Genomic DNA, 25,735 nt, shown 5'->3' on the forward strand with positions numbered 1-25,735 from the left:
TCAGGCCGGTCTGGCCTGACGTTGTACCACCGCATCTTCATCCAGCAACTGGTCGATGGCGAATTGCGCTTCGTCCGACCAGTTGCCACCGAATACGTTAGCGCGGTTCAGCAGATAGTAAAGCTGATACACCGGCTGACGCTGCGAGAAACCTTCCGCCAGCGGCCATACGGCGTGATAGCCTTCGTAAATCTGCCGCGGCAAATCGGCGTAATAGCTCAGCATTGCCAGGTCACACTCGCGATCGCCCCAGTAGCAGGCAGGGTCAAAAATCCAGGGGCCGCCGGGACTACCGGCGCAATTCGCTGGCCACAAGTCGCCATGCAATAATGAAGGTTGCGGATGATGGTTCGCCAGGGCGCGTTGCACGCAGTCAACGATCCGATCCATATCGCCGTAGCTGACGCCTTTCTCCGCCGCCAGCTGCAACTGCCAGCCGATACGTTGTTCGGCAAAAAACACTGACCAGCGGCGCAGCCAGCTATTGGGTTGTGGCGTGGTGGTGATGTTGTTGTCGAAATCAAGGCCAAACTGTGGCTGTTCGCTCCACTTATGCAGATGCGCCAGCTGCTGGCCAAGCTGAAAGGCGGTGTGTTCATTAAGCGGGTCGGGCGGCAGATACTCCAGCAGCAGAAAACTGGTATCACGATCGTTACCTACGCCGTATACCTGAGGTACGCGTACCGTCTGGGTTCGCGCCAGCAGTGCCAGCTGGTCGGCTTCCCAACTGAACAGGGTGAGCATATCGCGGGTATTGCATTTGACGAACACGTCGAGCTTGCCATAACGAATGCGCCAGGCAGGATGGACATCACCCCCGGGGAGTTCATGGCGCTCGGTGATTTCGGCATCGCCGGCATACTCGCTTAACAGTCGACTAATGGCTGACCACATGGGGGTAATCCTCTTTATTCGCTGCCTGAGTTCAATTGTAACGCTCAAAACCTGAACAAAACCAGTATGGACGCGCGCTTTTCACACCAATCAGGATTGTTCTTTCAAAAAAGCTTCCAGGGTGGTGACTGCAACCTCCGGTTTCTCGCCCAGCGCAACGGAGGCTAACCCGGCGGCCTGCTCAGCCAGCTCTTGTTCTTCCAGCGCACTGACCAAACCAAAACTGTTGGTGCCCAGCTCGTGCGGATGTCCATCGGCATCATTCAAGGTGGTGTTGTAGCCGCCATTGACCATGACACTGTTCAGCGATTGCACATCGCTCAGACCTTTTTCCTGATAAAGGATGGTCACAATGTAACGCTTCAGGTCGCTCATCTTTCACCTCATTGTTCTGGAACAGATTTCAGCGTAGACCAGCGTGATGAATTGAGCGAATTTGCAGCAATTAGCGGAAGTATATGGCCGGATTTTCTCTGCCCGGGGTTCAGAAAATTCTTGTAGCAATTCGGCTGCTATTTCGCTAATTGCCCTCTATAATGCGCGCCGTTAATGAGAATAATCCCATTAGCGGCGCGGCCTCAGCGCAAAACCTGGCTTTTCCGGTGACTTCATACTTTTTTACAAAACTTACAGTAAATTGCGTTGATCGTCCGGGAAAACTCTTCAGACTCATCACTTTTTAAACCGTCGTACGGGTCACACTTAAATGAAAGCCTTTAATAAGCTGTCCGCTGTTCTCTTGCTCTCTGTTGGAGCATTTTGTCACCAGGCATTTGCAGATAACACCGTATTCACTTCCATGGATGACCCATCAACGGCGAAAAAGCCGTTTGAAGGCAGCGCGTCAGCGGGTTACATGGCGCAGACCGGTAACACCACCAGCTCCTCACTGAGTGCAGCAACCTCTATGACATGGTACCAAACCAGTACCGCATTCAGTCTGTGGGGTAACGCGGCGAACAACTCATCCAACGATGTGCGTTCTTCTGAGACTTACAACATCGGTGGCCGTTCCCGTTATAACCTCAACAGCGCTGACTATCTGTTCGGTCAGGCCAGCTGGTTGAGCGATCGTTTCAACGGCTACGACGCACGTGATGTACTGACTGCCGGTTATGGTCGTCAGCTGATGAGCGGTCCGATTCACTCACTGCGTGCTGAATTCGGTCCGGGTGTGCGTTATGACGATTTCCACGACGGTGGACATGAGACCAAGGCGCTGGGCTATGGCGCGCTGAGCTACCAGTGGCAGCTGACTGACACCACCAAATTTATTCAGGGCGTGTCTGTTCTGACCAGCTTTGGCGAAGATACCACCCTGAACTCCGAAACCGGTCTGCAGGTGGCGATCAACGAACATTTCGCATTGAAACTGGCCTACAACGTGACCTGGAATAACAATCCGCCGGAATCTGCGCCGGATCGTACCGATACCAAAACTACCATCCAGCTGACTTACGCAATGTAACCAGCTAAAGGTGAACACCGCTGCCTGGCCTGCGCCACGCAGCGGTTTTTTTTTAGCTGACGCAGGCTTAGCGCATTTTCTGCGGGTTTTGCTCGCCGGTGAAAGCTGTTATCATCACCGGCGCTTTATCTCCCAGGCGTCATTCCGACAATGTGGGTCTGACATTACGCCGGGTTACCCTTATTTAAACTCAATGTTGCATGTAGGCTTTCGTGTGGCTTACCACTGCAATTAAGGATATGAAATGCCAGTAATTACTCTTCCTGATGGCAGCCAGCGCAGTTTTGATCGTCCGGTAAGCGTGATGGATATCGCGCTGGACATCGGCCCTGGTCTGGCGAAAGCCTGTATTGCCGGTCGTGTGAATGGCGAGTTGGTGGACGCAGTCGATCTGATTCATGACGATGCGCAGGTGGCGATTATCACCGCTAAAGATGACGCAGGTCTGGAAATTATCCGTCACTCCTGTGCGCACCTGCTGGGCCATGCTATCAAGCAGCTGTGGCCGAACACCAAAATGGCGATCGGGCCGGTGATTGATAATGGCTTCTATTATGATGTCGATCTGGAACACACCCTGACGCAGGAAGATCTGGATCAGCTGGAAAAGCGTATGCACCAGCTGGCTGAAACGAATTACGACGTCATCAAGAAAAAAGTGAGCTGGCAGGAGGCGCGTGACGTCTTTGCCGCACGCGGTGAGAACTATAAAACCACCATTCTTGATGAAAACATCAGCCATGATGACCATCCTGGCCTGTACCATCATGAAGAATACATCGACATGTGCCGTGGTCCGCACGTGCCGAATATGCGCTTCTGTCATCACTTTAAGCTGCAGAAAATTTCTGGTGCTTACTGGCGCGGTGACAGCAACAACAAAATGCTGCAACGCATTTACGGCACTGCCTGGGCGGATAAAAAGCAGCTGGCTGCGTATCTGCAACGTCTGGAAGAAGCGGCGAAGCGCGATCACCGTAAAATCGGTAAGCAGCTCGATCTCTACCATATGCAGGAAGAAGCACCGGGCATGGTGTTCTGGCACAACGACGGCTGGACCATCTTCCGTGAGCTGGAAGTGTTTGTACGCAGTAAGCTGAAAGAGTACCAGTACCAGGAAGTAAAAGGTCCGTTCATGATGGACCGCGTGCTGTGGGAAAAAACCGGGCACTGGGAAAACTATAAAGAAGCGATGTTCACCACCTCTTCTGAGAACCGTGAATATTGCATCAAGCCGATGAACTGCCCAGGGCATGTGCAGATCTTCAATCAGGGTTTGAAATCCTATCGCGATCTGCCGCTGCGTATGGCGGAGTTCGGTAGCTGCCATCGCAATGAGCCGTCAGGCGCGCTGCATGGTCTGATGCGCGTACGTGGTTTTACCCAGGATGATGCTCACATCTTCTGTACCGAAGATCAGGTACGTGATGAGGTGAACAGCTGTATCCGTATGGTGTACGACATGTACAGCACCTTCGGCTTTGAAAAAATTGTGGTGAAACTCTCCACTCGTCCGGAAAAACGTATCGGTACTGACGAAATGTGGGACCGTGCGGAAGTGGATTTGGCGGAAGCACTGAATGAAAACCAGATTCCGTTTGAATATCAACCGGGTGAAGGTGCATTCTATGGCCCGAAAATTGAGTTCACCCTGCATGATTGCCTTGATCGCGCCTGGCAGTGTGGTACCGTTCAGCTAGACTTTTCTTTGCCGAAGCGTCTGGATGCCACTTATGTTGGTGAAAACAATGATCGCCAGACGCCGGTAATGATTCACCGTGCGATTCTTGGCTCGATGGAGCGTTTCATCGGCATTCTGACCGAAGAGTTTGCTGGCTTCTTCCCAAGCTGGCTGGCTCCGGTCCAGGCTGTGGTGATGAATATCACCGACAGTCAGGCAGAATATGTCACCGAATTGACAAAGAAATTGCAAAATGCGGGCATTCGTGTCAAAGCAGACTTGAGAAACGAGAAGATAGGCTTTAAAATCCGCGAGCACACATTACGTCGCGTCCCTTATATGCTGGTTTGCGGCGAGAAAGAGGTGGAAGCAGGCAAAGTTGCCGTGCGTACCCGCCGTGGTAAAGACCTCGGAAGCATGGACGTAGATGTGTTTGTTGAGAAGCTGCAACAAGAAATTCGCAGCCGACATCTTCACCAATTGGAGGAATAAGGTATTAAAGGCGGAAAACGAGTACAACCGACGCGTCCTAATCGTATCAACGGCGAAATTCGCGCTACTGAAGTGCGCCTGACTGGCGTTGATGGCGAGCAACTTGGCATTGTGTCTCTGCGCGAAGCTATCGAGAAAGCAGAAGAAGCTGGCGTAGATTTAGTTGAAATCAGCCCTAACGCCGAACCGCCGGTTTGCCGTATTATGGATTACGGCAAGTTCCTCTATGAAAAGAGCAAATCTTCTAAGGAACAGAAGAAGAAGCAGAAAGTTATCCAGGTTAAGGAAATTAAATTCCGACCGGGTACCGACGAAGGCGACTATCAGGTAAAACTCCGCAGCCTGATTCGTTTTCTGGAAGAGGGCGATAAAGCCAAAATCACGCTGCGTTTCCGTGGTCGTGAGATGGCGCACCAACAGATCGGTATTGAAGTGCTTAACCGCGTGAAAGAAGATCTGGTTGAACTGGCAGTGGTCGAATCCTTCCCATCGAAGATCGAAGGCCGCCAGATGATCATGGTGCTCGCACCTAAGAAGAAACAGTAGGCTTTCAAGTAATAAATTCCGCGCAGCGTTCGCGTTGTGCGGTTTTTTATTCGCCTGTCTGATTCATTTTATTAACAATGCGAAGTGGATATTTGTAAAAATGCCAAAGATTAAAACTGTACGTGGCGCGGCTAAGCGCTTCAAGAAGACCGCTTCTGGCGGCTTCAAGCGTAAGCACGCGAACCTGCGTCATATTCTGACCAAAAAATCAACTAAGCGTAAACGTCACCTGCGTCCGAAAGGCCTGGTGTCTAAAGGCGATCTGGGTCTGGTTATTGCCTGCCTGCCGTACGCATAAGTTTAATTTTTTTCAGTCCCGATAGATTTCGGGTTGCAGCAAGGCGGCAACTGAGTGAAGACCTGAGCTTACATTAGTAAGTGACTGGGATGAACGAAGGCAGCCAACGCCGCTGCGGCACGAAAGATAAAGGGAAAATTCAGAATATAGAAACAGGAGAGTCACATGGCTCGCGTAAAACGTGGTGTAATTGCTCGCGCACGTCACAAAAAAATCTTAAAACAAGCTAAAGGCTACTACGGTGCACGTTCACGTGTATACCGCGTTGCCTTCCAGGCTGTTATCAAAGCTGGTCAGTATGCTTACCGTGACCGTCGTCAACGTAAGCGTCAGTTCCGTCAGCTGTGGATCGCACGTATCAACGCTGCGGCGCGTCAGAACGGCATCTCTTACAGCCGTTTCATCAATGGCCTGAAAAAAGCGTCCATTGAAATCGACCGTAAAATCCTGGCTGACATCGCTGTATTCGACAAAGTGACATTTACTGCACTGGTTGAAAAAGCAAAATCAGCTCTGGCGTAAGTCAGGTAAAAAAGGGAGCTTGCTCCCTTTTTTATTATCCGCAAGCCACGCAAAAGATTGACATTTTACGCGCCGCGCTTTTCAATAGTGCCGTTGAAATCATGACAAGGTAACGCAAGCATGCACGCTGCTATTTTCCGTTTCTTTTTTTACTTTAGCGCCTGACATTCGGGGGCTTTTGCGCATAAGAAAAGAAACGAAAAATCGCGCTGAAAGCCTCCCTCGTGGAGGCTTTTTTGTTTCTGGCGACACTACATTGGATCCACGGATCCCAACGAGAACAGACCAGCCTGACTGGAAGAAGAGGAAATCATGTCCCAACTCGCAGACCTGGTGGCCCGTGCCACGGCCGCCATCGACGAGGCGTCGGATATCGCCGCTCTGGACGCCGTGCGCGTCGAATTCCTGGGTAAAAAAGGACATCTGACACTGCAGATGACCACCCTGCGCGAGCTGCCAGCAGAGGAACGTCCTGCTGCCGGTGCGGTAATTAATGAAGCCAAGCAACAGGTGCAGGATCGCCTCAACGCGCGCAAAGATACGCTGGAAAGCGCGGCGCTGAATGCGCGTCTGGCAGAAGAGACGATTGATGTCTCACTGCCGGGTCGTCGTTCTGAGAACGGTGGGCTGCATCCGGTAACCCGTACCATCGATCGTATCGAAACCTTTTTCGGTGAATTGGGTTTCGCGGTCGCCACCGGGCCGGAAATTGAAGATGACTATCATAACTTCGACGCGCTGAATATTCCGGGTCACCACCCGGCGCGTGCCGATCACGACACCTTCTGGTTCGATGCAACCCGCCTGCTGCGCACGCAGACCTCTGGCGTACAGATTCGTACCATGAAAAACCAGCAGCCGCCGATTCGCATCATCGCGCCGGGTCGTGTGTATCGTAACGATTACGATCAGACGCACACCCCGATGTTCCATCAGATGGAAGGGCTGATCGTGGATAAAGACATCAGCTTTACCAATCTGAAAGGCACGCTGCACGATTTCCTGAATAACTTCTTTGAAGAGAACCTGCAGATTCGCTTCCGTCCGTCTTACTTCCCGTTCACCGAACCCTCCGCTGAAGTGGATGTGATGGGCAAAAACGGCAAATGGCTGGAAGTGCTGGGTTGCGGCATGGTGCACCCGAATGTGCTGCGCAACGTGGGTATTGATCCGGAAGTCTATTCTGGCTTTGCCTTCGGTATGGGCATGGAGCGTCTGACCATGCTGCGCTATGGCGTGACCGATCTGCGCGCCTTCTTCGAAAATGATTTACGTTTCCTCAAACAATTTAAATAAGGGCAGGTTATCCAATGAAATTCAGTGAACTCTGGTTACGCGAATGGGTAAATCCAGCCCTGGACAGCGCTGCGCTGGCTGAACAGATCACCATGGCAGGTCTGGAAGTGGACGGCGTGGATGTGGTTGCCGGTGCCTTTCATGGGGTGGTAGTGGGTGAAGTGGTTGAATGTGGCCAGCATCCGAATGCCGATAAACTGCGCGTCACCAAAATCAATGTTGGCGGCGATCGCCTGCTGGATATCGTCTGTGGTGCACCGAACTGCCGTCAGGGCCTGAAAGTCGCCGTCGCCACCGTAGGCGCGGTGTTACCGGGTGACTTCAAAATCAAAGCCGCCAAACTGCGTGGCGAGCCGTCAGAAGGAATGTTGTGTTCCTTCTCTGAGCTGGGTATTTCCGACGACCACAGCGGCATCATCGAACTGCCTGCTGATGCGCCAATTGGTACTGATATCCGTGCGTATCTGCAACTCGACGACAATACCATCGAAATCAGCGTAACGCCGAACCGCGCCGACTGCCTTGGCATCATTGGTATTGCCCGTGATGTGGCGGTGCTGAATGGTTTACCGTTGAATGCACCGGTTATTGAGCCGGTGAAGGCCACCATTACTGATACTTTCCCGATTCGCGTTGATGCGACAGCTGCCTGCCCGCGTTACCTTGGCCGTGTCGTTAAAGGTGTCAACGTGAAGGCCGCTACGCCACTGTGGATGCGTGAAAAACTGCGCCGCTGTGGTATCCGCTCTATCGATCCGATCGTGGATATCACCAACTATGTTCTGCTGGAGCTGGGCCAGCCGATGCATGCCTTCGACCTTGACCGTATCGACGGTGGCATCGTAGTACGCATGGCGAAAGAGGGTGAAAGCCTGACGCTGCTGGACGGTAGTGAAGCAAAACTCAGCAGCGATACGCTGGTGATTGCTGATCACCATAAAGCGCTGGCAATGGGTGGCATCTTTGGTGGCGAGCATTCCGGTGTAAATGAAGAGACGCAAAACATTCTGTTCGAATGTGCCTACTTTGATCCGCTGGCGATCACTGGCCGTGCACGCCGTCAGGGTCTGCATACCGATGCTTCGCACCGTTACGAGCGTGGTGTGGACCCGGCACTGCAATACAAAGCCATTGAACGTGCTACCCAACTGCTGCTGGAGATTTGCGGCGGAGAAGCTGGCCCGGTTATCGATCAGACTGACGCGGCTGCATTGCCGCCACGCGCCACCATCACGTTGCGTCGTGAGAAGCTGGATCGTCTGATTGGTCATGTGATTGCTGATGAGCAGGTGACTGATATTCTGACCCGTCTGGGCTGTGAAGTGACCGTTGCCGCCGGTGAATGGCAGGCAATTGCACCGAGCTGGCGTTTCGATATGGCGATCGAAGAAGATTTGGTTGAAGAAGTCGCGCGTATCTACGGCTACAACAATATTCCTGATGTGCCGGTGAAAGCGGGCCTGGTGATGACCCAGCACCGTGAAGCAGACCTGTCGCTGAAACGTGCGAAAACCCTGCTGGTAGATAAAGGTTATCAGGAAGCGATTACTTATAGTTTCGTCGATCCGAAAATGCAGCAACTGCTGCATCCGGGCGAAGAAGCGCTGATTCTGCCGAGCCCGATTTCCAGCGATATGTCGGCGATGCGCCTGTCCCTGTGGACCGGTTTGCTGGGTGCGGTGGTGTATAACCAGAACCGTCAACAGAGCCGTGTACGTCTATTTGAGAGCGGTTTGCGCTTTGTTCCTGATACTCAGGCCGATCTCGGTATCCGTCAGGATCTTATGCTGGCGGGCGTGCTGAGCGGAAATCGCTATGAAGAGCATTGGGATCTGGCGCGTCAGACGGTTGACTTCTATGATTTAAAAGGCGATTTAGAGTCGCTGCTGGATTTAACTGGCAAACTGGATGAGATTTCTTTCCGCGCAGAAGCGAATCCTGCCCTGCATCCGGGACAAAGCGCCGCAATTTATTTACGCGACGAACGAATCGGATTTATCGGGGTGGTTCATCCGGAACTGGAACGTAAGCTGGATCTCAACGGCCGCACCTTAGTGTTTGAACTGCTTTGGAATAAGGTCGCAGACCGCGTCCTGCCTGACGCGCGCGAGATTTCACGCTTCCCGGCGAACCGTCGCGATATCGCTGTGGTAGTGGCTGAAAACGTGCCCGCAGCAGATATCATCGCAGAGTGTAAGAAAGTTGGCGTAAATCAGGTAGTTGGCGTAAACTTGTTTGACGTGTACCGTGGTAAGGGCGTAAACGAAGGTGAAAAGAGCCTTGCGATTAGCCTGATTTTGCAGGATACCAGCCGGACACTCGAAGAAGAGGAGATTGCCGCGACCGTTGCCAAATGTGTTGCGGCATTAAAAGAGCGATTCCAGGCAACCTTGAGGGATTGAACCTATGGCGCTTACAAAAGCTGAAATGTCAGAGTACCTGTTTGAAAAGCTCGGGCTGAGCAAACGCGACGCCAAAGAGTTGGTCGAGCTATTTTTTGAAGAGGTTCGCCGCGCGTTGGAAAACGGAGAACAGGTTAAACTGTCCGGATTTGGTAATTTTGATCTGCGTGACAAAAACCAGCGTCCGGGTAGAAACCCGAAAACCGGGGAAGATATTCCAATTACGGCCCGCCGTGTGGTGACCTTCCGTCCCGGTCAGAAGTTGAAAAGCCGCGTCGAGAACGCGTCACCCAAGGATGCTGACTGATTTCAGTAAAACAAAAAGGCCGCGCTTAGCGGCCTTTTTTATTTTGGTTAGAAAATCAACGTTCTCCATGCTTTTTCCACAATGTCAGGATTTCGTCAGTGCGCAGAAAATAGCATGAAAATCGGCACTTACTGATAGTGACCTCTTCCGCGCTTTTGTTATAACAGCGGCAACACAAAACAAGAGGTTAAGCTGATGAAAAAGACAGCACTTTTATTAAGCATCCTGTTAGGGTTGCCGCTGCTCGCCAATGCGAATGTTTCCGTAAATATCAACACCCCGGGCGTATCGATTCATATCGGTGACCAGGATAAACGTGGTTACTTCTGGGATGGTTATGACTGGCGTTCACCGTCATGGTGGCAGCAACACCACAACCGCCGCGTCGGTACCAAAGGCCCGCACGGTTACTGGAACGGTAACGGCTGGCAGGCACAGCATCCGGGCAATAAAGCACCGCAGCAACGTGCGCCGCAGCACGATAACAAGCCGCAGCACGATAACAAACCTCAGCAACAGCCGAAGCATGACCAACGTGACAACCACAATGGTCAGCCGATTCCGCCACGGAATTAATGCCTGATCCTGCGGCGTCGCCCTGACGCCGCAATCGTGACCTTTCTTTTTGCTGTAATCTCACTACAATCAAATCTCTGTTTTCTCAGCCAATCTTATTTATGACTCTGCTGGATCAGCTGGGCCGCCGGGCAGATCGCCGCAGCCAACGCTGGCTTATTGCGCTCTGCGCGTTACTTATCATCCTGATGGTTATCAGCCTGTGCGCAGGCGATAGCTGGATTGCGCCAACGCGCTGGTTCTCCAGCGATGCGAAGCTGTTTGTCTGGCAATTACGCTTGCCCCGTACGCTGGCGGTGCTACTGGTGGGCGCAGCGCTGGCAGTATGCGGAGTCGTGATGCAGGCGCTGTTCAACAATCCGCTGGCTGAGCCGGGGCTGCTTGGGGTGTCCAATGGTGCCGGTATTGGCCTGGTGCTTGGCGTGATGCTCGGTAATGGCTCATTATGGAGTCTGGCGCTGGCAGCAATGGCCGGGGCGCTGGTGATTACCCTGATCCTGCTACATTTCGCCCATCGCCATCTTTCCGTCAGTCGTCTGCTGCTGACCGGTGTGGCACTGGGCATTATTTGCAGCGCAGTCATGACTTGGGCGGTTTATTTCAGCACCAGCCTAGACCTGCGCCAGCTAATGTACTGGATGATGGGCGGTTTTAGCGGCATCGACTGGCGCTATGGCTGGATGATGCTGGCGTTAATCCCCGCCATCCTTGCGCTGATTGCGACAGCGCGCGTGCTCAACCTGCTGGCATTGGGAGAAACATCTGCACGTCAGCTGGGATTACCGCTGTTACTGTGGCGCAATCTGCTGGTGCTGACCATGGGCTGGCTGGTAGGGGTCAGCGTGGCGATGGCCGGTGCCATTGGTTTTGTCGGGCTGGTGATCCCGCATCTGTTGCGGTTGAGTGGCTTTAGCGATCACCGCTATCTACTGCCAGCCGCCGCGCTCGCCGGTGCGGTGGTGTTGCTGGGCGCGGACATCATCGCCCGGCTGGTACTGACTTCAGCTGAATTGCCGATTGGTGTGGTCACGGCCACACTCGGTGCTCCGCTCTTTATCGTGTTATTAGTAAAATCCTCGCGCTAGCTGCGGCTGGCTCCCTTTGTATTCACAACAGGAATTGACAATGAGCATTTATCAAACAGAACTGGTGACGCTTGATGGTGAAAAAACCACACTGGCGCAGTGGCAGGGTAAGGTCCTGCTGGTGGTGAATGTGGCGTCGAAATGTGGCCTGACACCGCAGTACGAACAGCTGGAAGCGTTGCAAAAAGCCTGGCAGGCAGAAGGTTTCAGTGTGCTCGGTTTCCCGTGCAACCAGTTTCTGGAGCAGGAACCGGGTAGCAGTGAAGAGATCAAAACCTTTTGCAGCACCACCTATGGTGTGACTTTCCCCATGTTCGAAAAAACCGATGTCAATGGTCCGGCACGTCATCCGTTGTATAGCCAACTGGTGGCCGCACAACCGGAAGCGTTGCGTCCGGAAGGCAGCGGATTTTATGAGCGTATGGAGAGCAAAGGCCGTGCGCCGAAAACCCCTGGCGATATCCTGTGGAATTTCGAAAAATTCCTGATTAACAAACAGGGTGATGTCGTGGCGCGTTTTGCCCCGGATATGACCCCGGATGATGCGACCATTATTACCCGCATCAAGCATGCGCTGGCGTAATCGATGCTGATGCAGTGCCAGGGTGTCAGCGTCAAAGGACGTCTGGCCCCCGTTGACCTTCATCTGCAGACGGGTGAGCTGGTCCATCTGGTTGGGCCGAATGGGGCAGGGAAGAGTACCCTGCTTAACGTGCTAGCGGGATTATTGCCCGCTGCCGGGGAGATACGCCTCTCCGGCCAGCCATTAGAGCAGTTTAACGGCGCGGCGCTGGCCCAGCAGCGTGCCTGGTTGCCGCAGCAGCAACCACCGCCCGGTCAGATGCCGGTGTGGCATTATCTGCGTATGCATTTATTGCAGGTGACGCCGGAGACGGACCGGGTGTTGGTGCTAATCCTTGAACTGATGGGTTTACAGGACAAGCTGATGCGCCACCTGACGCAACTTTCTGGTGGCGAGTGGCAACGGGTGCGGCTGGCGGCAGTGGCGCTGCAAATTCATCCGGCGATTAATTCGCGTGGCAGGTTGTTGATTCTGGATGAACCCATGAGCGCACTGGATGTGGCGCAGCAGCGTGCGGTCGATACCTTACTGGCGCAGCTGTGCCAGGCGGGAATTAGCGTTGTTGCCAGCGGCCACGACCTTAACCATAGCCTGCGTCATGCCGGGCGGGTGTGGCTGATGCATCAGGGAGCGATGGTGGCACAGGGTACGGCTGACAACGTGCTGACGGCTGAACAACTCGGCCCACTCTACCAAATCGATTTCCAACGCATCGAAACACCGCAAGGGGCGCTGTTACTGGTGTCCTGAAGGGCAATGCCTTGCACGGGATAGGCTTTTGCCGCTAAAGTATTGCTCGGGCAACGGATTTAAGGATTTTTCTGATGCGGCTGATGATTCTGATACTGGCATTACTGCTGGTGGGCTGTAGCCATCATGCGCCGCCGCCCAATGGTCGCTTGTCTGATTCCATTACCGTCATCGCTCAACTTAACGACCAGCTTAGCAACTGGCACGGTACTCCTTATCGCTACGGTGGACTCAGCCGGGGCGGTGTCGATTGCTCTGGTTTTGTTTATCTCACCTTCCGCGATAAATTCGATCTGCAATTACCGCGTTCTACCGATGAGCAAAGTGATATCGGCACCCGAATTGATAAAAATGATCTCTTACCTGGTGATTTAGTCTTCTTCAAAACCGGGAGCGGTGAGAATGGCTTACATGTTGGCATTTATGATACCGATAACACCTTCATTCATGCTTCAACCAGTCAGGGTGTCATTCGGTCATCGCTGGATAATGTTTACTGGCGGAAAGTCTTCTGGCAGGCTCGTCGTATTTAGATCCTATTTACCTTATACGCTCGTTTAGCCAAAATCCTGCTGCTGATTTCTGTACTTAAATTAAATTTCTTAGCCCCAAAAATGCTCTTTTTTAAAATGGCACTTTACCCCAGGGGCATTTAATACTATCTATAATGCCTTAATGTAATTAATCGGTATGGATAATGTTCGTTGGTTATTTGGCTTAAGGATTATTTCAGCATGAAAAAGACGCAATCAGGCATAAAAGCAACTGTCTTCTAACGTTTGCTCCTATTGCCTGAGCGTTTTCATTGATATACGATGCGCCAATCGCCACTGCTTCTGGCTGTTAAAAATGAAAGTTCATTTATCTGCCGACTATCAGTCGGAAACCTGGTTTTATCCAGCCTATTCATTAGCGGGTCAGTTAACTGCGGTTGAACTGGTTACGCAATTTGTCCACGACAGTGCTCCAATCACGCTGCCGCAGGATTTGCTATTGCCGCAATTAGACGATGCACAGCAATTGCGCCTGTTGCAAAGCCAGCTGACAGTGCTGGAAAAGTATCGTGACTTTTTTGAGTTAAATCAAATTACCGCGTTGGTTCGTATTGATGATTCAATGGCGGAAACGCTGCTGGCGAGTGAATTTCTGTTAAGAAAATTCAAACAATTGGCGTTTATTGTTTTGGATATCAGTGAAACATTTCCCCAATTATCGCAGGGGAAATCGCATCCGCTTTTGAGTGCACTAAAAAGTGAATTTCGTTTATCGCTTTCACAATTCGGTGCCGGAGCGACCCCGGCAAATGCGGTTTATGATAATCTTTTTAGCGTGTTAAAACTGGATAAGAACTTTATTCAGGGACTGGCGAAACGTGCATCTTTTATACCCTTTATTCAGACGGTTATAGACAATTTCGGCAGCAATGCATCGCAGATTATTATTTGCGGTATTGATGATGCCACCATGCTGGAGAAAGTGACGGAATTGAGTGGTGCCCACCTGCAGGGCAGCCTGTTTCCGGTGGTCAAAGCCGAACGCTTAAACGATCTGATATATCCCGACATTACCCTGACCTCTCCGTCACAGCAGTAAACCTTTCGTCTGTCGCCCCGGTAATGCCCGCGTTACAATAGCCATTGATTCTCAAACCAATCGTGGTGTCTGAACACTGAGTACCTCGCGGAGTGACTATGCAGTTTACCAATAGCTGGCGGCGGGAGTTGCCGGGATTCTACAGCGCACTGGTCCCAACCCCGTTACAGGGCGGACGTCTGTTGTATCACAACGCGCCTCTGGCGGCAGAGATGGCGCTGGACCCATCCTTATTCACTGGCGACGGACATGGCGTGTGGGTTGGGCAGGCGCTATTGCCTGGTCAGGAGCCACTGGCACAGGTGTACAGCGGACATCAGTTCGGTGTATGGGCCGGACAGCTCGGCGACGGACGCGGTATCCTGCTCGGCGAACAATTGCTGGCGGATGGACGTAAACTTGACTGGCATCTGAAAGGTGCCGGGCTGACACCTTATTCGCGCATGGGCGACGGGCGCGCTGTCATCCGTTCCACGGTGCGTGAATTTCTCGCTTCAGAAGCCCTCCATCATCTGGGTATCCCCACCACGCGCGCCCTCAGCCTGTCGATTGGTGATGAACCGGTGTTGCGGGAAACCCAGGAACGTGGCGCGATGCTGATGCGTATCGCCGAAAGTCATTTACGTTTCGGCCACTTTGAACATTTCTACTATGGTGGTGAGCAGGAAAAGGTAAGGCAATTGGCGGACTATGCCATTCGTCATCACTGGCCGGCATTGCAGGATCAGGCAGACCGTTATCTGTTGTGGTTTACAGACATTGTGAAACGCACCGCCAGCCTGATCGCCCAGTGGCAGAGCGTCGGTTTTGCCCACGGGGTGATGAACACCGATAACATGTCGCTGCTGGGGCTGACCATCGATTACGGCCCCTACGGTTTTCTCGACGATTACCAGCCAAACTTTATCTGCAATCACAGCGATTATCAGGGGCGTTATGCCTTCGATAACCAGCCTGCGGTGGGATTGTGGAATCTCAACCGTCTGGCACATGCGTTGTCCGGGTTAATGACCACTGATCAACTGAAGCAGGCGCTGAGCCACTACGAACCAGAACTGATGCGGGTGTGGGGCGAGAAAATGCGCGCTAAACTTGGGCTGCTGACGCAGGACGTCAATGACAACGTGATTCTCACCGGATTGCTGGCGCTGATGACCCAGGAACGCAGCGACTATACGCTGACCTTCCGTCTGCTCAGTGACACACAACAGCAGCAAACACGCTCACCGCTGCGGGATGAATTTATCGACCGGGATGCGTTTGATCGCTGGTATGAAGGCTATCGTCAGCGTCTGTTACTGGATGAAGCCAGTGATGAAGAACGGCAGAAGGTGATGAAAGGCGCGAATCCGGCGCTGGTGTTGCGTAATTATCTTGCCCAGCAGGTGATTGATGAGGTTGAACGCGGTGAAACTGCTGCGCTTGAGCGTCTGCATCTGGCTTTGCAGCAACCGTTCAGTGATGAAGCCGTCAGCGCGGAACTGCGCCAACGGCCACCTGAGTGGGGGAAAACGCTGGAGGTGAGCTGCTCCAGCTAAATCAGGTGATTAGAAGCGGCTGTCGACTGCGGCAGCCAGTTGCGCCAGCACTTCGGCGCTATCGTCCCAGCCGAGGCAGGGATCGGTGATCGATTGGCCGTAGACCAGCGGTTCGCCGCTGATCACCTTCTGGTTGCCTTCCTCGATGAAACTCTCAATCATCACCCCGGCTACAGCACGAGAACCGGCGCGGATCTGCGCTGCCACATCCTGGGCCACATCACGCTGACGGCGATGTTGCTTCTGACAGTTGGCATGGCTGAAATCAATCACCAGCTGTTCCGGCAGATTGAAATCACGCAGGTTTGTTGCCGCTGCTGCCACATCATCGGCATGATAGTTAGGCTGACGACCGCCGCGAAGAATCACATGACCATGCGGGTTGCCGCTGGTCTGATAAATGGTCATCTGGCCATTTTTATCTGGCGACAGGAACATATGGCTGGCGCGGGAGGCGCGAATCGCGTCCACGGCAATTTGCACATTCCCGTCGGTGCCATTTTTAAAACCAACCGGGCAGGACAGCGCTGAGGCCATTTCACGGTGGATCTGGCTTTCGGTGGTGCGGGCACCAATTGCGCCCCAGCTGATCAGGTCAGCAATAAACTGGCCGATCACCATATCGAGAAATTCAGTGGCGGTAGGCATCCCCATGGCATTGATATCCAGCAACAGCTGACGCGCAATGGCAATGCCGCGGTTGACATCATAGCTGCCATCCAGGTCGGGATCGGAGATCAGACCTTTCCAGCCCACCACGGTACGCGGTTTTTCAAAATAGGCGCGCATCACAATTTCCAGTCGATCTTTATACTGCTCGCGCAGCACATTGAGGCGTGCGGCGTACTCCAGCGCTGCTTTGGGATCGTGCAGTGAGCAGGGGCCGATAATCACCAGCAGGCGCGGATCTTCTCCGGTGAGGATGCGGGCAATGCGCTGACGCGCGGTGGTGACACTGGCGGCAATCTCTGCCGAAATGGGGTGTTGTTGCGCTAAAGCGGCTGGCATTATCAGGCTGCCAATGCGCGCGGTACGCAGTTCATCAGTTTTGTTCATTGGGATTCTCGAAAATCTGTTCTTCGCAACGGTGAAATACCGGGAAGTGATGGTGGTCACAATAAACCATTAACCTGCGATTTCAACCTGCTAAAGCGAAAGGAAATAAAATAAGACGGCAGCCACGCTTTACAAGCGTGCTGACAGTACGCATTTGTCGCTACCGTCCAGAACGTTAATACATACGTCGCGTCAGCCCCATAATGTCGAGGATTTTGGTGGCGATCTCTTCTACTGAGTAATTGGTGCTGTTGAGGTAACGAATCTGGTGGGTGCGGAATAACGCTTCCACCTCACCGACTTCAAGCCGACACTGGCGCATTGAGGCATAACGCGTATTTTCGGCGCGCTCCTGGCGGATGGCTGCCAGGCGCTCGGGGTCGATGGTCAGGCCAAATAATTTATGCTGATGAGCACGCAGTGCGGGTGGCAGTTTCAGGTTATCCATATCATCGGCGATAAACGGATAGTTGGCAGCACGTACGCCAAATTGCATCGCCAGATAGAGGCTGGTGGGTGTTTTACCACAACGTGACACCCCGAGCAGGATCACCTGAGCATCTTCCAGGCCGCGCAGGGAAATCCCATCGTCATGGGCCAGGGTGTAATCGATAGCGGCGATACGTGCATCGTATTTGCCGAGATTGCTGGCTGTCAGGCCGTGGGTGCGATGGGCAACCGGCATGGAAGGCACTCCCAGCTCACTTTGCAGCGGACCAACCAGCGCCTGCACGATGTCCTGACAAAACCCCTCGCTCTCCAGAATAATCTCCCGCACATCGGGCGTCACGATAGAAAAGAACACCAACGGGCGCACGCCACTTTGCTGATAAAGCGCGTTAATTTGTGCTTTAACTGCCTGTGCACGCTGCACATTTTCAACAAAGGGCAGGGTTACGCTATTGGTATTGACCGGGAACTGCGATAGCACAGCATGGCCCAGCACTTCAGCAGTGATGGCGGTGCCATCGGAAATATAGAATACGCTGCGTTCAGCACTCATAATGGGGAATATCCTCATGGTAACTTTTGCGTAACATTAGTGTTGTTGAAATTTCATTTTACAGGATAATAAAACGAAATATCCATATGACCCACAACATCGCTGACCTGCGTATTAATCTAAATACCAATATAGATGAAATGGCGTTTTGGAAATCACCCTTTTTCCCGGTTATTTTGCTTCGCGCACAAAATAAAGTCCGTTTCTGTTGCGCAACAAAATGCAACAGCTAACCCTCTGAAAATGAGAAATTTATCGCTACAGCAATCTGTTAGCGTTATTTTGCCGCGTTGCGCAACTCTGCTAATTGCGGGTACTAATCCGATTTTTCATATCTTTCACTGCTTTAACGATTCAACACTTAGTCTTTATTTAACGCTTGTGCCAGGCTGTATTTGCGAATAGCAAAATGTTCCATGTGCCCCCAATCATTTAAAAGGATAATCTCGATGTCCAATAAAGGCGAACAGCCGCTAGTGCTCTGGTACAACCAGCTTGGCATGCATGATGTTGATCGGGTGGGAGGAAAAAACGCCTCTCTGGGTGAAATGATTACCAATTTGTCGTCGCTGGGTGTGGCTGTACCCAATGGCTATGCGACCACATCTTATGCTTTTAATCAGTTTCTCGATCAAAGCGGGCTGAACCAGCGTATCTATGACCTGCTGGACAAGACCGATATTGATGATGTCGATGAACTGGCGAAAGCGGGTAAGCAGATCCGTCAATGGGTGGTGGATACCCCATTCCAGCCAGAGCTGGAAACGGCGATTCATGATGCTTATCAGCAATTATCCTCTGATGATGCAGACGCCTCCTTTGCGGTGCGTTCTTCTGCAACCGCAGAAGATATGCCAGACGCCTCCTTTGCCGGACAGCAAGAAACTTTCCTTAATGTGCAGGGCATTGATGCGGTGATGGTGGCGGTGAAGCACGTTTATGCTTCTTTATTTAACGATCGCGCCATCTCTTATCGTGTGCATCAGGGCTACGACCATCGCGGGGTAGCTCTGTCGGCGGGTATCCAGCGCATGGTGCGTTCCGATCTCGCCTCATCAGGCGTCATGTTTACTATCGATACCGAATCCGGCTTTGATCAGGTGGTGTTTATCACTGCGGCACTGGGTCTGGGTGAGATGGTGGTGCAGGGGGCCGTTAACCCCGATGAATTCTACGTGCACAAACCAACGCTGGCAGCGAATCGCCCGGCGATTGTGCGACGTAATATGGGTTCGAAAAAAGTTCGCATGGTCTATGCCGACTCCCATGAGCACGGCAAGCAGGTACGTATTGAAGACGTGGCGGAGGCCGAGCGCGATCATTTCTGTCTGACTGATGAGGAAGTGCAGGCGCTGGCGCGTCAGGCGGTCCTTATCGAGCAGCATTACAAACGCCCGATGGATATCGAGTGGGCCAAAGACGGCCACACCGGCAAATTGTTTATCGTCCAGGCGCGCCCGGAGACGGTGCGTTCTAACGGCCAGGTGATGGAACGTTACACTTTGCAGGGTAAAGGCAAAGTGGTGGTGGAAGGACGCGCCATTGGCCATCGTATCGGTGCTGGTGAAGTGAAGGTTATTCAGGACATCAGCCAGATGAACCGTATCGAGAAAGGCGATGTGCTGGTCACCGACATGACCGACCCGGACTGGGAACCGATCATGAAAAAAGCCTCAGCGATTGTCACCAACCGTGGTGGACGTACCTGCCACGCCGCGATCATCGCGCGTGAGCTGGGTATTCCTGCGGTCGTGGGTTGCGGTGATGCCACCGAGCGTCTGAAAGACGGCCACAAAGTCACTGTCTCATGTGCGGAAGGTGATACCGGTTACGTGTATGACGATTTGCTTGATTTTGAAGTGACCAGTTCACAGGTGGATAGCCTACCGGACTTGCCGTTAAAAATCATGATGAACGTCGGTAACCCGGACCGCGCTTTTGACTTTGCCTGTTTGCCAAACGAAGGCGTTGGCCTGGCGCGTCTGGAATTTATCATTAACCGCATGATTGGCGTGCATCCGAAAGCGTTGCTGGAATTTGATCAGCAGACGCCAGAACTGCAGCAGGAAATTCGTCAAATGATGAAAGGCTTTGACGATCCGGTTGAGTTCTATATTGCGCGCCTGACCGAAGGTATCGCCACACTGGGTGCCGCATTTGCGCCAAAACGCGTCATCGTGCGTTTGTCTGATTTCAAATCGAATGAATACGCCAACCTGGTGGGTGGCGAACGTTACGAGCCGGAAGAAGAAAACCCGATGCTGGGCTTCCGTGGCGCGGGTCGTTATGTTGCCGACAGCTTCCGCGACTGTTTTGCCCTTGAGTGTGCTGCCGTGAAACGCGTGCGCAATGACATGGGGCTGACTAACGTAGAAATCATGATTCCGTTTGTTCGCACCGTGGCTCAGGCGGAAGCAGTGGTTGAGGAGCTGGCGAAACAGGGACTGAAACGGGGTGAGGATGGTCTGAAGGTGATCATGATGTGTGAGATCCCGTCAAACGCGTTGCTGGCCGATCAGTTCCTGCAACATTTTGATGGTTTCTCGATTGGTTCCAATGATATGACGCAGCTGGCGCTGGGTCTTGATCGTGACTCCGGCGTGGTTTCGGCGCTGTTTGATGAACGCAACGACGCGGTGAAAGCGCTGCTTTCGATGGCGATTCAGGCGGCGAAGAAACAGGGTAAATACGTTGGTATCTGTGGTCAGGGGCCTTCTGATCATCAGGACTTTGCCGCCTGGCTGATGGAGGAGGGGATCGATAGTCTGTCCCTGAACCCGGACACGGTGGTGGAAACCTGGCTGAGTCTGGCGGAGCTGAATGCCGGGAAGTCATAAGGCATGAAAACTGAAACGTTCCGGAGCGAGTCCGGAACGTTTCGTTTGAAATGAAAAAAATCGGTTACTGTCAAACTTTCATATCTCCTTCTTAATATCTACTCCTCTTTTCTTCAGTGAAATATTTTTCTTTATTAGTTAACTCCGGAATGATTCAGGTATGCTCTATTTATCTCTTCTTTAATTCTTTCATTATTAATGCTGGAATTTATTTAACCGGAGAGACGGCTTTTGTTAAAATTTAAACGTAAATGGCTCGTCACTATTATTGCTTCCACTTTTTCTTCTACTGTGATCGCCGCTCCTCAGCTCTTTACTGTTGTTGATAAAGACACAACTGTTCAGGAAGCCACGAGGTTGCAACATTTAAGACAGCAATACCAGGGTGTTAATTTTATCAGTGTAGATAAGGCGCTACTGGAAAATGAGGCGTCTGTTTTTCTATTCAATAATAATGAAAAAATGACGTCTGTAGAGATTCACGGAACTTCGCTGGAAAAAGATAGCAATGGTATACAAATATGGCAGGGTCATTCGGACGATGAGAAAAACACAGCCTCGTTTGCGATAAGTGATGGCAAGATTACGGGTTCGATTCGACTGCGTGACGGGTCTTATTATGAGGTTTTTCCTGTCGATCAGGCTCGGCAAATTTTGGTCAAAATCGATACGTCGCAGCTGGAGGCTGACGATAACGATGTGATTGCAGATGAAACAACCGCAGCACGTGAACAGGCAATCAAACAGGCGTTGAGTGAAAATGAAAACCTTAATGCCAGTAGCGAACATGTCAGATTGAGATTGTTGTATGTTTATACCAACCAGTCACGTCATTGGTTTTCTCCTGATCCTGCACTGAAAGCCGCTCAGATGAATAGCGAGTTGAATAACACGTATGCAAATAGCGATACGCTGGTTCAGTTCGATGTTGCCGGAGTTCTGGATACCAAAATGGATGAAAGTACCATGTATAGCATGCTATCTCAGATGCAAAAAACGGATACCGCGTTAGGAAAACTGGTTGCGGCAAAAAGAGCTGAAACACGAGCCGATCTGGTAGTGATTATTTCCGAAGCCTATCAGGCATGCGGCACCGCGCAAAAGGATAAATGGGCAACTGTAGTGCATACCACATGTGCTGTGGGAGTGAGGGCCCTGGCTCATGAAATCGGACATAATTTCGGACTTAATCATGGGGAAAAAGAACTGACCTGGCCGCGTTATGCGCATGGTTATCGCGTACCAGGTTATTTCTCGACGATTATGTCAAAACGATGTGGCGGCTGTGAGGCAGTGAATAATTTTTCTGATCCGCTGAAAAGTTATAAAGGTGTGCCAATTGGTACCGCAACGGGTAATGATGCAGTACGTTTTATTAAAGAACGCCGCTTTATTATGGCTGCAATGCATCCGGACTGGGAAAGTCAGTATGTCATGAATCAGGGGGAGCTTCCGGCAAACCAGTATTTTACCGTTAGCCTGACAGAAAAGCAGACTGATAAAAACTCTATCCTTGATCATATCATCACCAATCCCGGCAAAGGGAATTGGCCATATGATTTTTCTGTTGCCGTTAATAACTTCTTTCCCAACGATGTTGTCGCTGCCGGACAGCTGACTGAAGGTGGAAAAGTGGTGCCGAAGAACTGGTCCAGTTTTGAAAATCATATCTGGCTGCATCAGGATCAACTGGCAACATATAAGGTAGATGTGGAGCGCAAAACTTATGCCGTAGTGCGGAATAACAAATGGTCTGATGTGATGGCAATCAGTGGCGGAGACGGTCTTCCTGCCGACGCCACCATGATGCTTAACATTAAAGATAAAACCTCAGACCAGGTGCTGGAGACGTTTTATTTGATTAATGGCCATAAGGTTCTTGATAAAACATCATGGCCGCACCAGCTGGCGCAGATTATCAACAGTCAGCAATCAGTCAACGTCATTGCTGGTGAACTGAAGGACGGTAATGTCAACACCGTGACCGGCAGCAGTTTCCGCAACCGACTGTGGTTCCCGCTGGAGAAGAAAAATGCGCTGAGTGCGGAATTGATCCTCCTGAGCGAGGCTGAGAATCCTTGGGTCGAAGAGGTTGGTGCCTATGGTGATAAGCACGAAACTGACTTAGAAAAGGGCACCATGGTTACGATGAAGGTGAAAAACAGCAGCGGCGTAGTGATTGAGCAACACAGCGTAAGGATCGATGATGCTGAGCGGGACCGTTACAAATGGCCTGCTTATGTGGCAAGAATATTTAACCAGAAGTTTACCCAAATCATTATCGGGGAAAAAAATAAGGACGGAAGTGGCAATATCGACATCATTCCTGGCTCGCAATATCGTAACCGTATCTGGAAGAAACAACGCGCTAACATGACAGTGGAAGTTTCGTACAGTAAATAAATAAGAATGTCCAGCTGGCTGCCCGTTGGTGCAGTCAGTCGGAAACTTCTCTGAATCCCACCTCAACTTCTTAAGTTGATGCAGGACAACCGCATTGGTGATTAACTGATTTTTAATAAAATAGCCATTTCAATTTTATTACTTCAGGATTAATCATTTTGCTCACTTTCCAGCAGAAACTTTTATTTACCGTCATTGCTTCGGCACTGTCATCCTCGGTTTTCGCCGCACCACAACTGTTTAGTCTGGCTGAGAATGATGCTAATACATCAGATACGCCACTGTTAAGAAATTTCCAGCAAGAGCGTCAGGATTATAAATTAGTCAAAATTAATAAAGACGTTTTGCTCAGTCGCTCGTCCTCTTTCCTGTTTAAGTTTGATGATCAATCACCAGAAGTAGAAATTAGATCGTCTTCCATGGAGAAGGACAATACAGGTAATGATATCTGGCATGGTGTTTCGGCTGATGCGAAAGACTCAGCGACCTTTTCTATCAGGAATGGTGTTGTTAATGGGAGCGTCCGACTCAGCAATGGTTCATTTTATCAATTAAATCCGATTGAACAGGATTTATATGCTTTAGTAAAAGTAGATACTTCAAACATGCATGAACATGAGCATGATGATTTCTGGGACGAAACCACATCGGAGAAACAACAACAATTTACTGAAAATTTGCAGGGTAAGGATAACTTTGACGCGAGTGAAGAAAAGACAAAAATAAAAATACTCTACCTTTATACAAACCAATCGCGCTACCGATTTGGTACAGAACCTGCTGGATTTGCTGGCTGGCTCAATACAGAATTAAATAAAAGTTATGTCGGTAGCGAAACGTCTACTGAGTTTGAACTCGTCGGTGTTGCAGATACTAAAATTGATGAAGTAAGCATGGCAACGATGCGTGATCAAATGGAAAAGACAGATAATGCACTAGGCAAGTTTGTGGCTCAAAAAAGGGCGGAAACTCGTGCTGATCTTGTCACGTTAATCGTTGAAAGGAAAGAATACTGCGGAGTAGCGACGGGTTGGAGTGCTTACTCAGTGGTTAATGCACTCTGTGCCGTTGGCAGCACCTGGGCTTTGGCACATGAGATTGGACATAATTTCGGACTCAAACATAATGAAGACGAAGCAACCTGGCCGCTTTATGCAAATGGCTATGGGGTGCCGGGGAAATTCCGCACTATTATGTCAAAAACGTGTTCACCCGCCTGTACCCGTATTAATTATTTTGCTGATCCCAGAAAAAATTATGGGGGAATCCCCCGTGGTACGGTTGCCAGCAATGATGCTGTGAGATTTATTAAGGAAAGACGTCTTAATGTTGCCGCGTACTATCCGGACTGGGAAAGTCAGCGCCAATTAAACGATGGTGATCTGCCTCAGAATCAATACTTTGAAATCAGTCTGACTGAAAATGCGACGCATAAGCAAATCATTCTTGATGAAATCGTTACAAGACCGGCTTTACGTGATTGGCCGTATGATATTTCCGCAGCGGTTAACAAATATTTCCCTAATGATGTAATCATGGCGGGTGGGCTCGACACTAACATAGTGAAGCCCATTGTTGGGACCAGCTATCAAAACCATATCTGGCTGCATCAGGACAAAATTGGTGCATATAAGGTTGATGTTCAGCGTAAAACCTATGCCGTGGTACGGAGTAATAAGTGGGCTGATATTATGGCGATCAGCGGCGGCGACGGTGTGCCCGCCAACGGCACGGTCATGCTCACCATCAAAAATAAAACTTCAGGTCAGGCGCTGGAGAAATATTATTTCAACAATGACGGCGAGAGTCTTACCGGGACATCATGGCCTCATCATCTGGCACAGACTATCAACAGTCATAATTCAGCGAATGTGATCGCCGGTGAACTTAAAGACGGCATTTTCAATACCGTTACCGGCAGCGGTTACCGCAACCGGCTGTGGTTCCCGCTGGATAAGAAGAATGATCTGACGGCGGAATTCAGCACGCTTAACATCACAGAAAACCCCTGGGTTGAACAAAAGGATATCTTCGGTGACAGATTCCAGACCGATTTAGCCTCGGGCACCACCATTACCGTGGCCGTTAAAAACAGCAGCGGCGCGGTAGTGGAACAGCGCAGCGTACTGATTCCGGATGGTAAGGATGGCGAGTATCTCAGCCGTTATGGCTGGCCAGCTTACCTGGCGCATGAAATCAATAAATCCATGACGCAAATCCGGCTGGGTGAGAAACAGGACAATGGCAGCATCAACGTGGTGGAGTGGTCGCAGTATCGTAACTTTATGTGGAAGAAAGACCGTGCTAATCAGACGGTGGTGGTGACGTTCAGTAAGTAACGCCTTATGGCCTGTTGGCGGCGCTAACTGCGCCAGCAGGCGATTTGCATGCTAAGTGCCAGCGTT

23 protein-coding genes and 1 other annotated feature are annotated in these 25,735 nt (G+C 51.2%); of the genes, 19 read left to right on the plus strand and 4 right to left on the minus strand.

Annotation, left to right across the window (positions count from 1 at the left end; genetic code table 11):
- The gene (locus PW844_RS13500) at positions 1-894 is read right to left on the minus strand and encodes a fructosamine kinase family protein (protein ID WP_299452394.1); all 894 of its coding nucleotides are present in this window, start codon (positions 892-894) and stop codon (positions 1-3) included.
- A 90-nt stretch (positions 895-984) separates the two neighbouring features.
- Entirely contained in the window at positions 985-1,269 is a 285-nt protein-coding gene (gene ghoS / locus PW844_RS13505; protein ID WP_299452398.1) for a type V toxin-antitoxin system endoribonuclease antitoxin GhoS, read from the minus strand.
- A gap of 331 nt (positions 1,270-1,600) precedes the next feature.
- On the opposite strand from ghoS, the gene PW844_RS13510 reads away from it, so the two are divergent.
- The 16 genes from PW844_RS13510 to PW844_RS13585 all read left to right on the plus strand — a co-directional run bounded on the left by PW844_RS13510 (position 1,601) and on the right by PW844_RS13585 (position 16,031).
- Complete coding sequence (locus tag PW844_RS13510; RefSeq protein ID WP_084874037.1) at positions 1,601-2,362, plus strand: DUF481 domain-containing protein; 762 nt, start codon at positions 1,601-1,603, stop codon at positions 2,360-2,362.
- Positions 2,363-2,606: 244 nt separating this feature from the next.
- A complete protein-coding gene (gene thrS / locus PW844_RS13515) occupies positions 2,607-4,535 on the plus strand; it encodes a threonine--tRNA ligase (RefSeq protein ID WP_299452401.1) in 1,929 nt (642 codons plus the stop codon).
- Between the two features lie 3 nt (positions 4,536-4,538).
- The gene (gene infC, locus PW844_RS13520; RefSeq protein ID WP_084874039.1) at positions 4,539-5,081 is read left to right on the plus strand and encodes a translation initiation factor IF-3; all 543 of its coding nucleotides are present in this window, start codon (positions 4,539-4,541) and stop codon (positions 5,079-5,081) included.
- Between the two features lie 100 nt (positions 5,082-5,181).
- On the plus strand, positions 5,182-5,379 hold the full coding sequence (gene rpmI / locus PW844_RS13525) for a 50S ribosomal protein L35 (RefSeq protein WP_010275699.1): 198 nt from the start codon (positions 5,182-5,184) through the stop codon (positions 5,377-5,379).
- A 165-nt stretch (positions 5,380-5,544) separates the two neighbouring features.
- Positions 5,545-5,901, plus strand: a complete 357-nt coding sequence (gene rplT / locus PW844_RS13530) for a 50S ribosomal protein L20 (RefSeq protein WP_007892678.1) — start codon at positions 5,545-5,547, stop codon at positions 5,899-5,901.
- Positions 5,902-6,016: 115 nt separating this feature from the next.
- Positions 6,017-6,142, plus strand: a sequence feature (Phe leader region).
- A complete protein-coding gene (gene pheM, locus PW844_RS13535) occupies positions 6,022-6,066 on the plus strand; it encodes a pheST operon leader peptide PheM (protein WP_121626058.1) in 45 nt (14 codons plus the stop codon). (Overlaps the previous feature by 45 nt.)
- A gap of 71 nt (positions 6,143-6,213) precedes the next feature.
- Positions 6,214-7,197: a phenylalanine--tRNA ligase subunit alpha gene (gene pheS, locus PW844_RS13540; protein ID WP_084874040.1), complete on the plus strand. Its 984-nt coding sequence runs from the start codon at positions 6,214-6,216 to the stop codon at positions 7,195-7,197.
- 14 nt (positions 7,198-7,211) lie between these two features.
- Positions 7,212-9,599 carry a phenylalanine--tRNA ligase subunit beta gene (pheT, locus tag PW844_RS13545; protein WP_299452465.1) on the plus strand — a complete coding sequence of 796 codons (2,388 nt, stop codon included), beginning with the start codon at positions 7,212-7,214 and terminating at the stop codon, positions 9,597-9,599.
- A gap of 4 nt (positions 9,600-9,603) precedes the next feature.
- Positions 9,604-9,906 carry an integration host factor subunit alpha gene (ihfA, locus tag PW844_RS13550; RefSeq protein WP_021506246.1) on the plus strand — a complete coding sequence of 101 codons (303 nt, stop codon included), beginning with the start codon at positions 9,604-9,606 and terminating at the stop codon, positions 9,904-9,906.
- Between the two features lie 195 nt (positions 9,907-10,101).
- Positions 10,102-10,482 (plus strand): DUF2502 domain-containing protein, encoded by a 381-nt coding sequence (locus tag PW844_RS13555; RefSeq protein ID WP_299452473.1) that lies wholly within the window; start codon positions 10,102-10,104, stop codon positions 10,480-10,482.
- A gap of 101 nt (positions 10,483-10,583) precedes the next feature.
- Entirely contained in the window at positions 10,584-11,567 is a 984-nt protein-coding gene (gene btuC / locus PW844_RS13560) for a vitamin B12 ABC transporter permease BtuC (protein ID WP_299452475.1), read from the plus strand.
- 40 nt (positions 11,568-11,607) lie between these two features.
- Positions 11,608-12,150 (plus strand): glutathione peroxidase, encoded by a 543-nt coding sequence (locus PW844_RS13565; RefSeq protein ID WP_299452478.1) that lies wholly within the window; start codon positions 11,608-11,610, stop codon positions 12,148-12,150.
- Between the two features lie 3 nt (positions 12,151-12,153).
- The gene (gene btuD, locus PW844_RS13570; RefSeq protein ID WP_299452481.1) at positions 12,154-12,900 is read left to right on the plus strand and encodes a vitamin B12 ABC transporter ATP-binding protein BtuD; all 747 of its coding nucleotides are present in this window, start codon (positions 12,154-12,156) and stop codon (positions 12,898-12,900) included.
- A 74-nt stretch (positions 12,901-12,974) separates the two neighbouring features.
- A complete protein-coding gene (locus PW844_RS13575; protein WP_299452484.1) occupies positions 12,975-13,433 on the plus strand; it encodes an NlpC/P60 family protein in 459 nt (152 codons plus the stop codon).
- 316 nt (positions 13,434-13,749) lie between these two features.
- Positions 13,750-14,493 carry an EAL domain-containing protein gene (locus tag PW844_RS13580; RefSeq protein ID WP_299452487.1) on the plus strand — a complete coding sequence of 248 codons (744 nt, stop codon included), beginning with the start codon at positions 13,750-13,752 and terminating at the stop codon, positions 14,491-14,493.
- A gap of 98 nt (positions 14,494-14,591) precedes the next feature.
- The gene (locus tag PW844_RS13585; protein WP_299452490.1) at positions 14,592-16,031 is read left to right on the plus strand and encodes a protein adenylyltransferase SelO; all 1,440 of its coding nucleotides are present in this window, start codon (positions 14,592-14,594) and stop codon (positions 16,029-16,031) included.
- 9 nt (positions 16,032-16,040) lie between these two features.
- On the opposite strand, the gene PW844_RS13590 is transcribed toward PW844_RS13585, so the two are convergent.
- Entirely contained in the window at positions 16,041-17,087 is a 1,047-nt protein-coding gene (locus PW844_RS13590; protein ID WP_299452493.1) for a 3-deoxy-7-phosphoheptulonate synthase, read from the minus strand.
- Positions 17,088-17,262: 175 nt separating this feature from the next.
- Positions 17,263-18,090 carry a pyruvate, water dikinase regulatory protein gene (locus PW844_RS13595; protein WP_084874050.1) on the minus strand — a complete coding sequence of 276 codons (828 nt, stop codon included), beginning with the start codon at positions 18,088-18,090 and terminating at the stop codon, positions 17,263-17,265.
- A 449-nt stretch (positions 18,091-18,539) separates the two neighbouring features.
- On the opposite strand from PW844_RS13595, the gene ppsA reads away from it, so the two are divergent.
- From ppsA to PW844_RS13610, 3 genes are all read left to right on the plus strand, one after another.
- Positions 18,540-20,927: a phosphoenolpyruvate synthase gene (gene ppsA, locus PW844_RS13600; RefSeq protein ID WP_299452499.1), complete on the plus strand. Its 2,388-nt coding sequence runs from the start codon at positions 18,540-18,542 to the stop codon at positions 20,925-20,927.
- A 231-nt stretch (positions 20,928-21,158) separates the two neighbouring features.
- A complete protein-coding gene (locus PW844_RS13605) occupies positions 21,159-23,330 on the plus strand; it encodes a zinc-dependent metalloprotease family protein (protein ID WP_299452502.1) in 2,172 nt (723 codons plus the stop codon).
- 158 nt (positions 23,331-23,488) lie between these two features.
- On the plus strand, positions 23,489-25,669 hold the full coding sequence (locus tag PW844_RS13610; protein WP_299452505.1) for a zinc-dependent metalloprotease family protein: 2,181 nt from the start codon (positions 23,489-23,491) through the stop codon (positions 25,667-25,669).
- Positions 25,670-25,735: the final 66 nt, after the last annotated feature.

This window comes from Pantoea sp. (assembly GCF_028283705.1).
Taxonomy (GTDB): Bacteria; Pseudomonadota; Gammaproteobacteria; order Enterobacterales; family Enterobacteriaceae; genus Pantoea.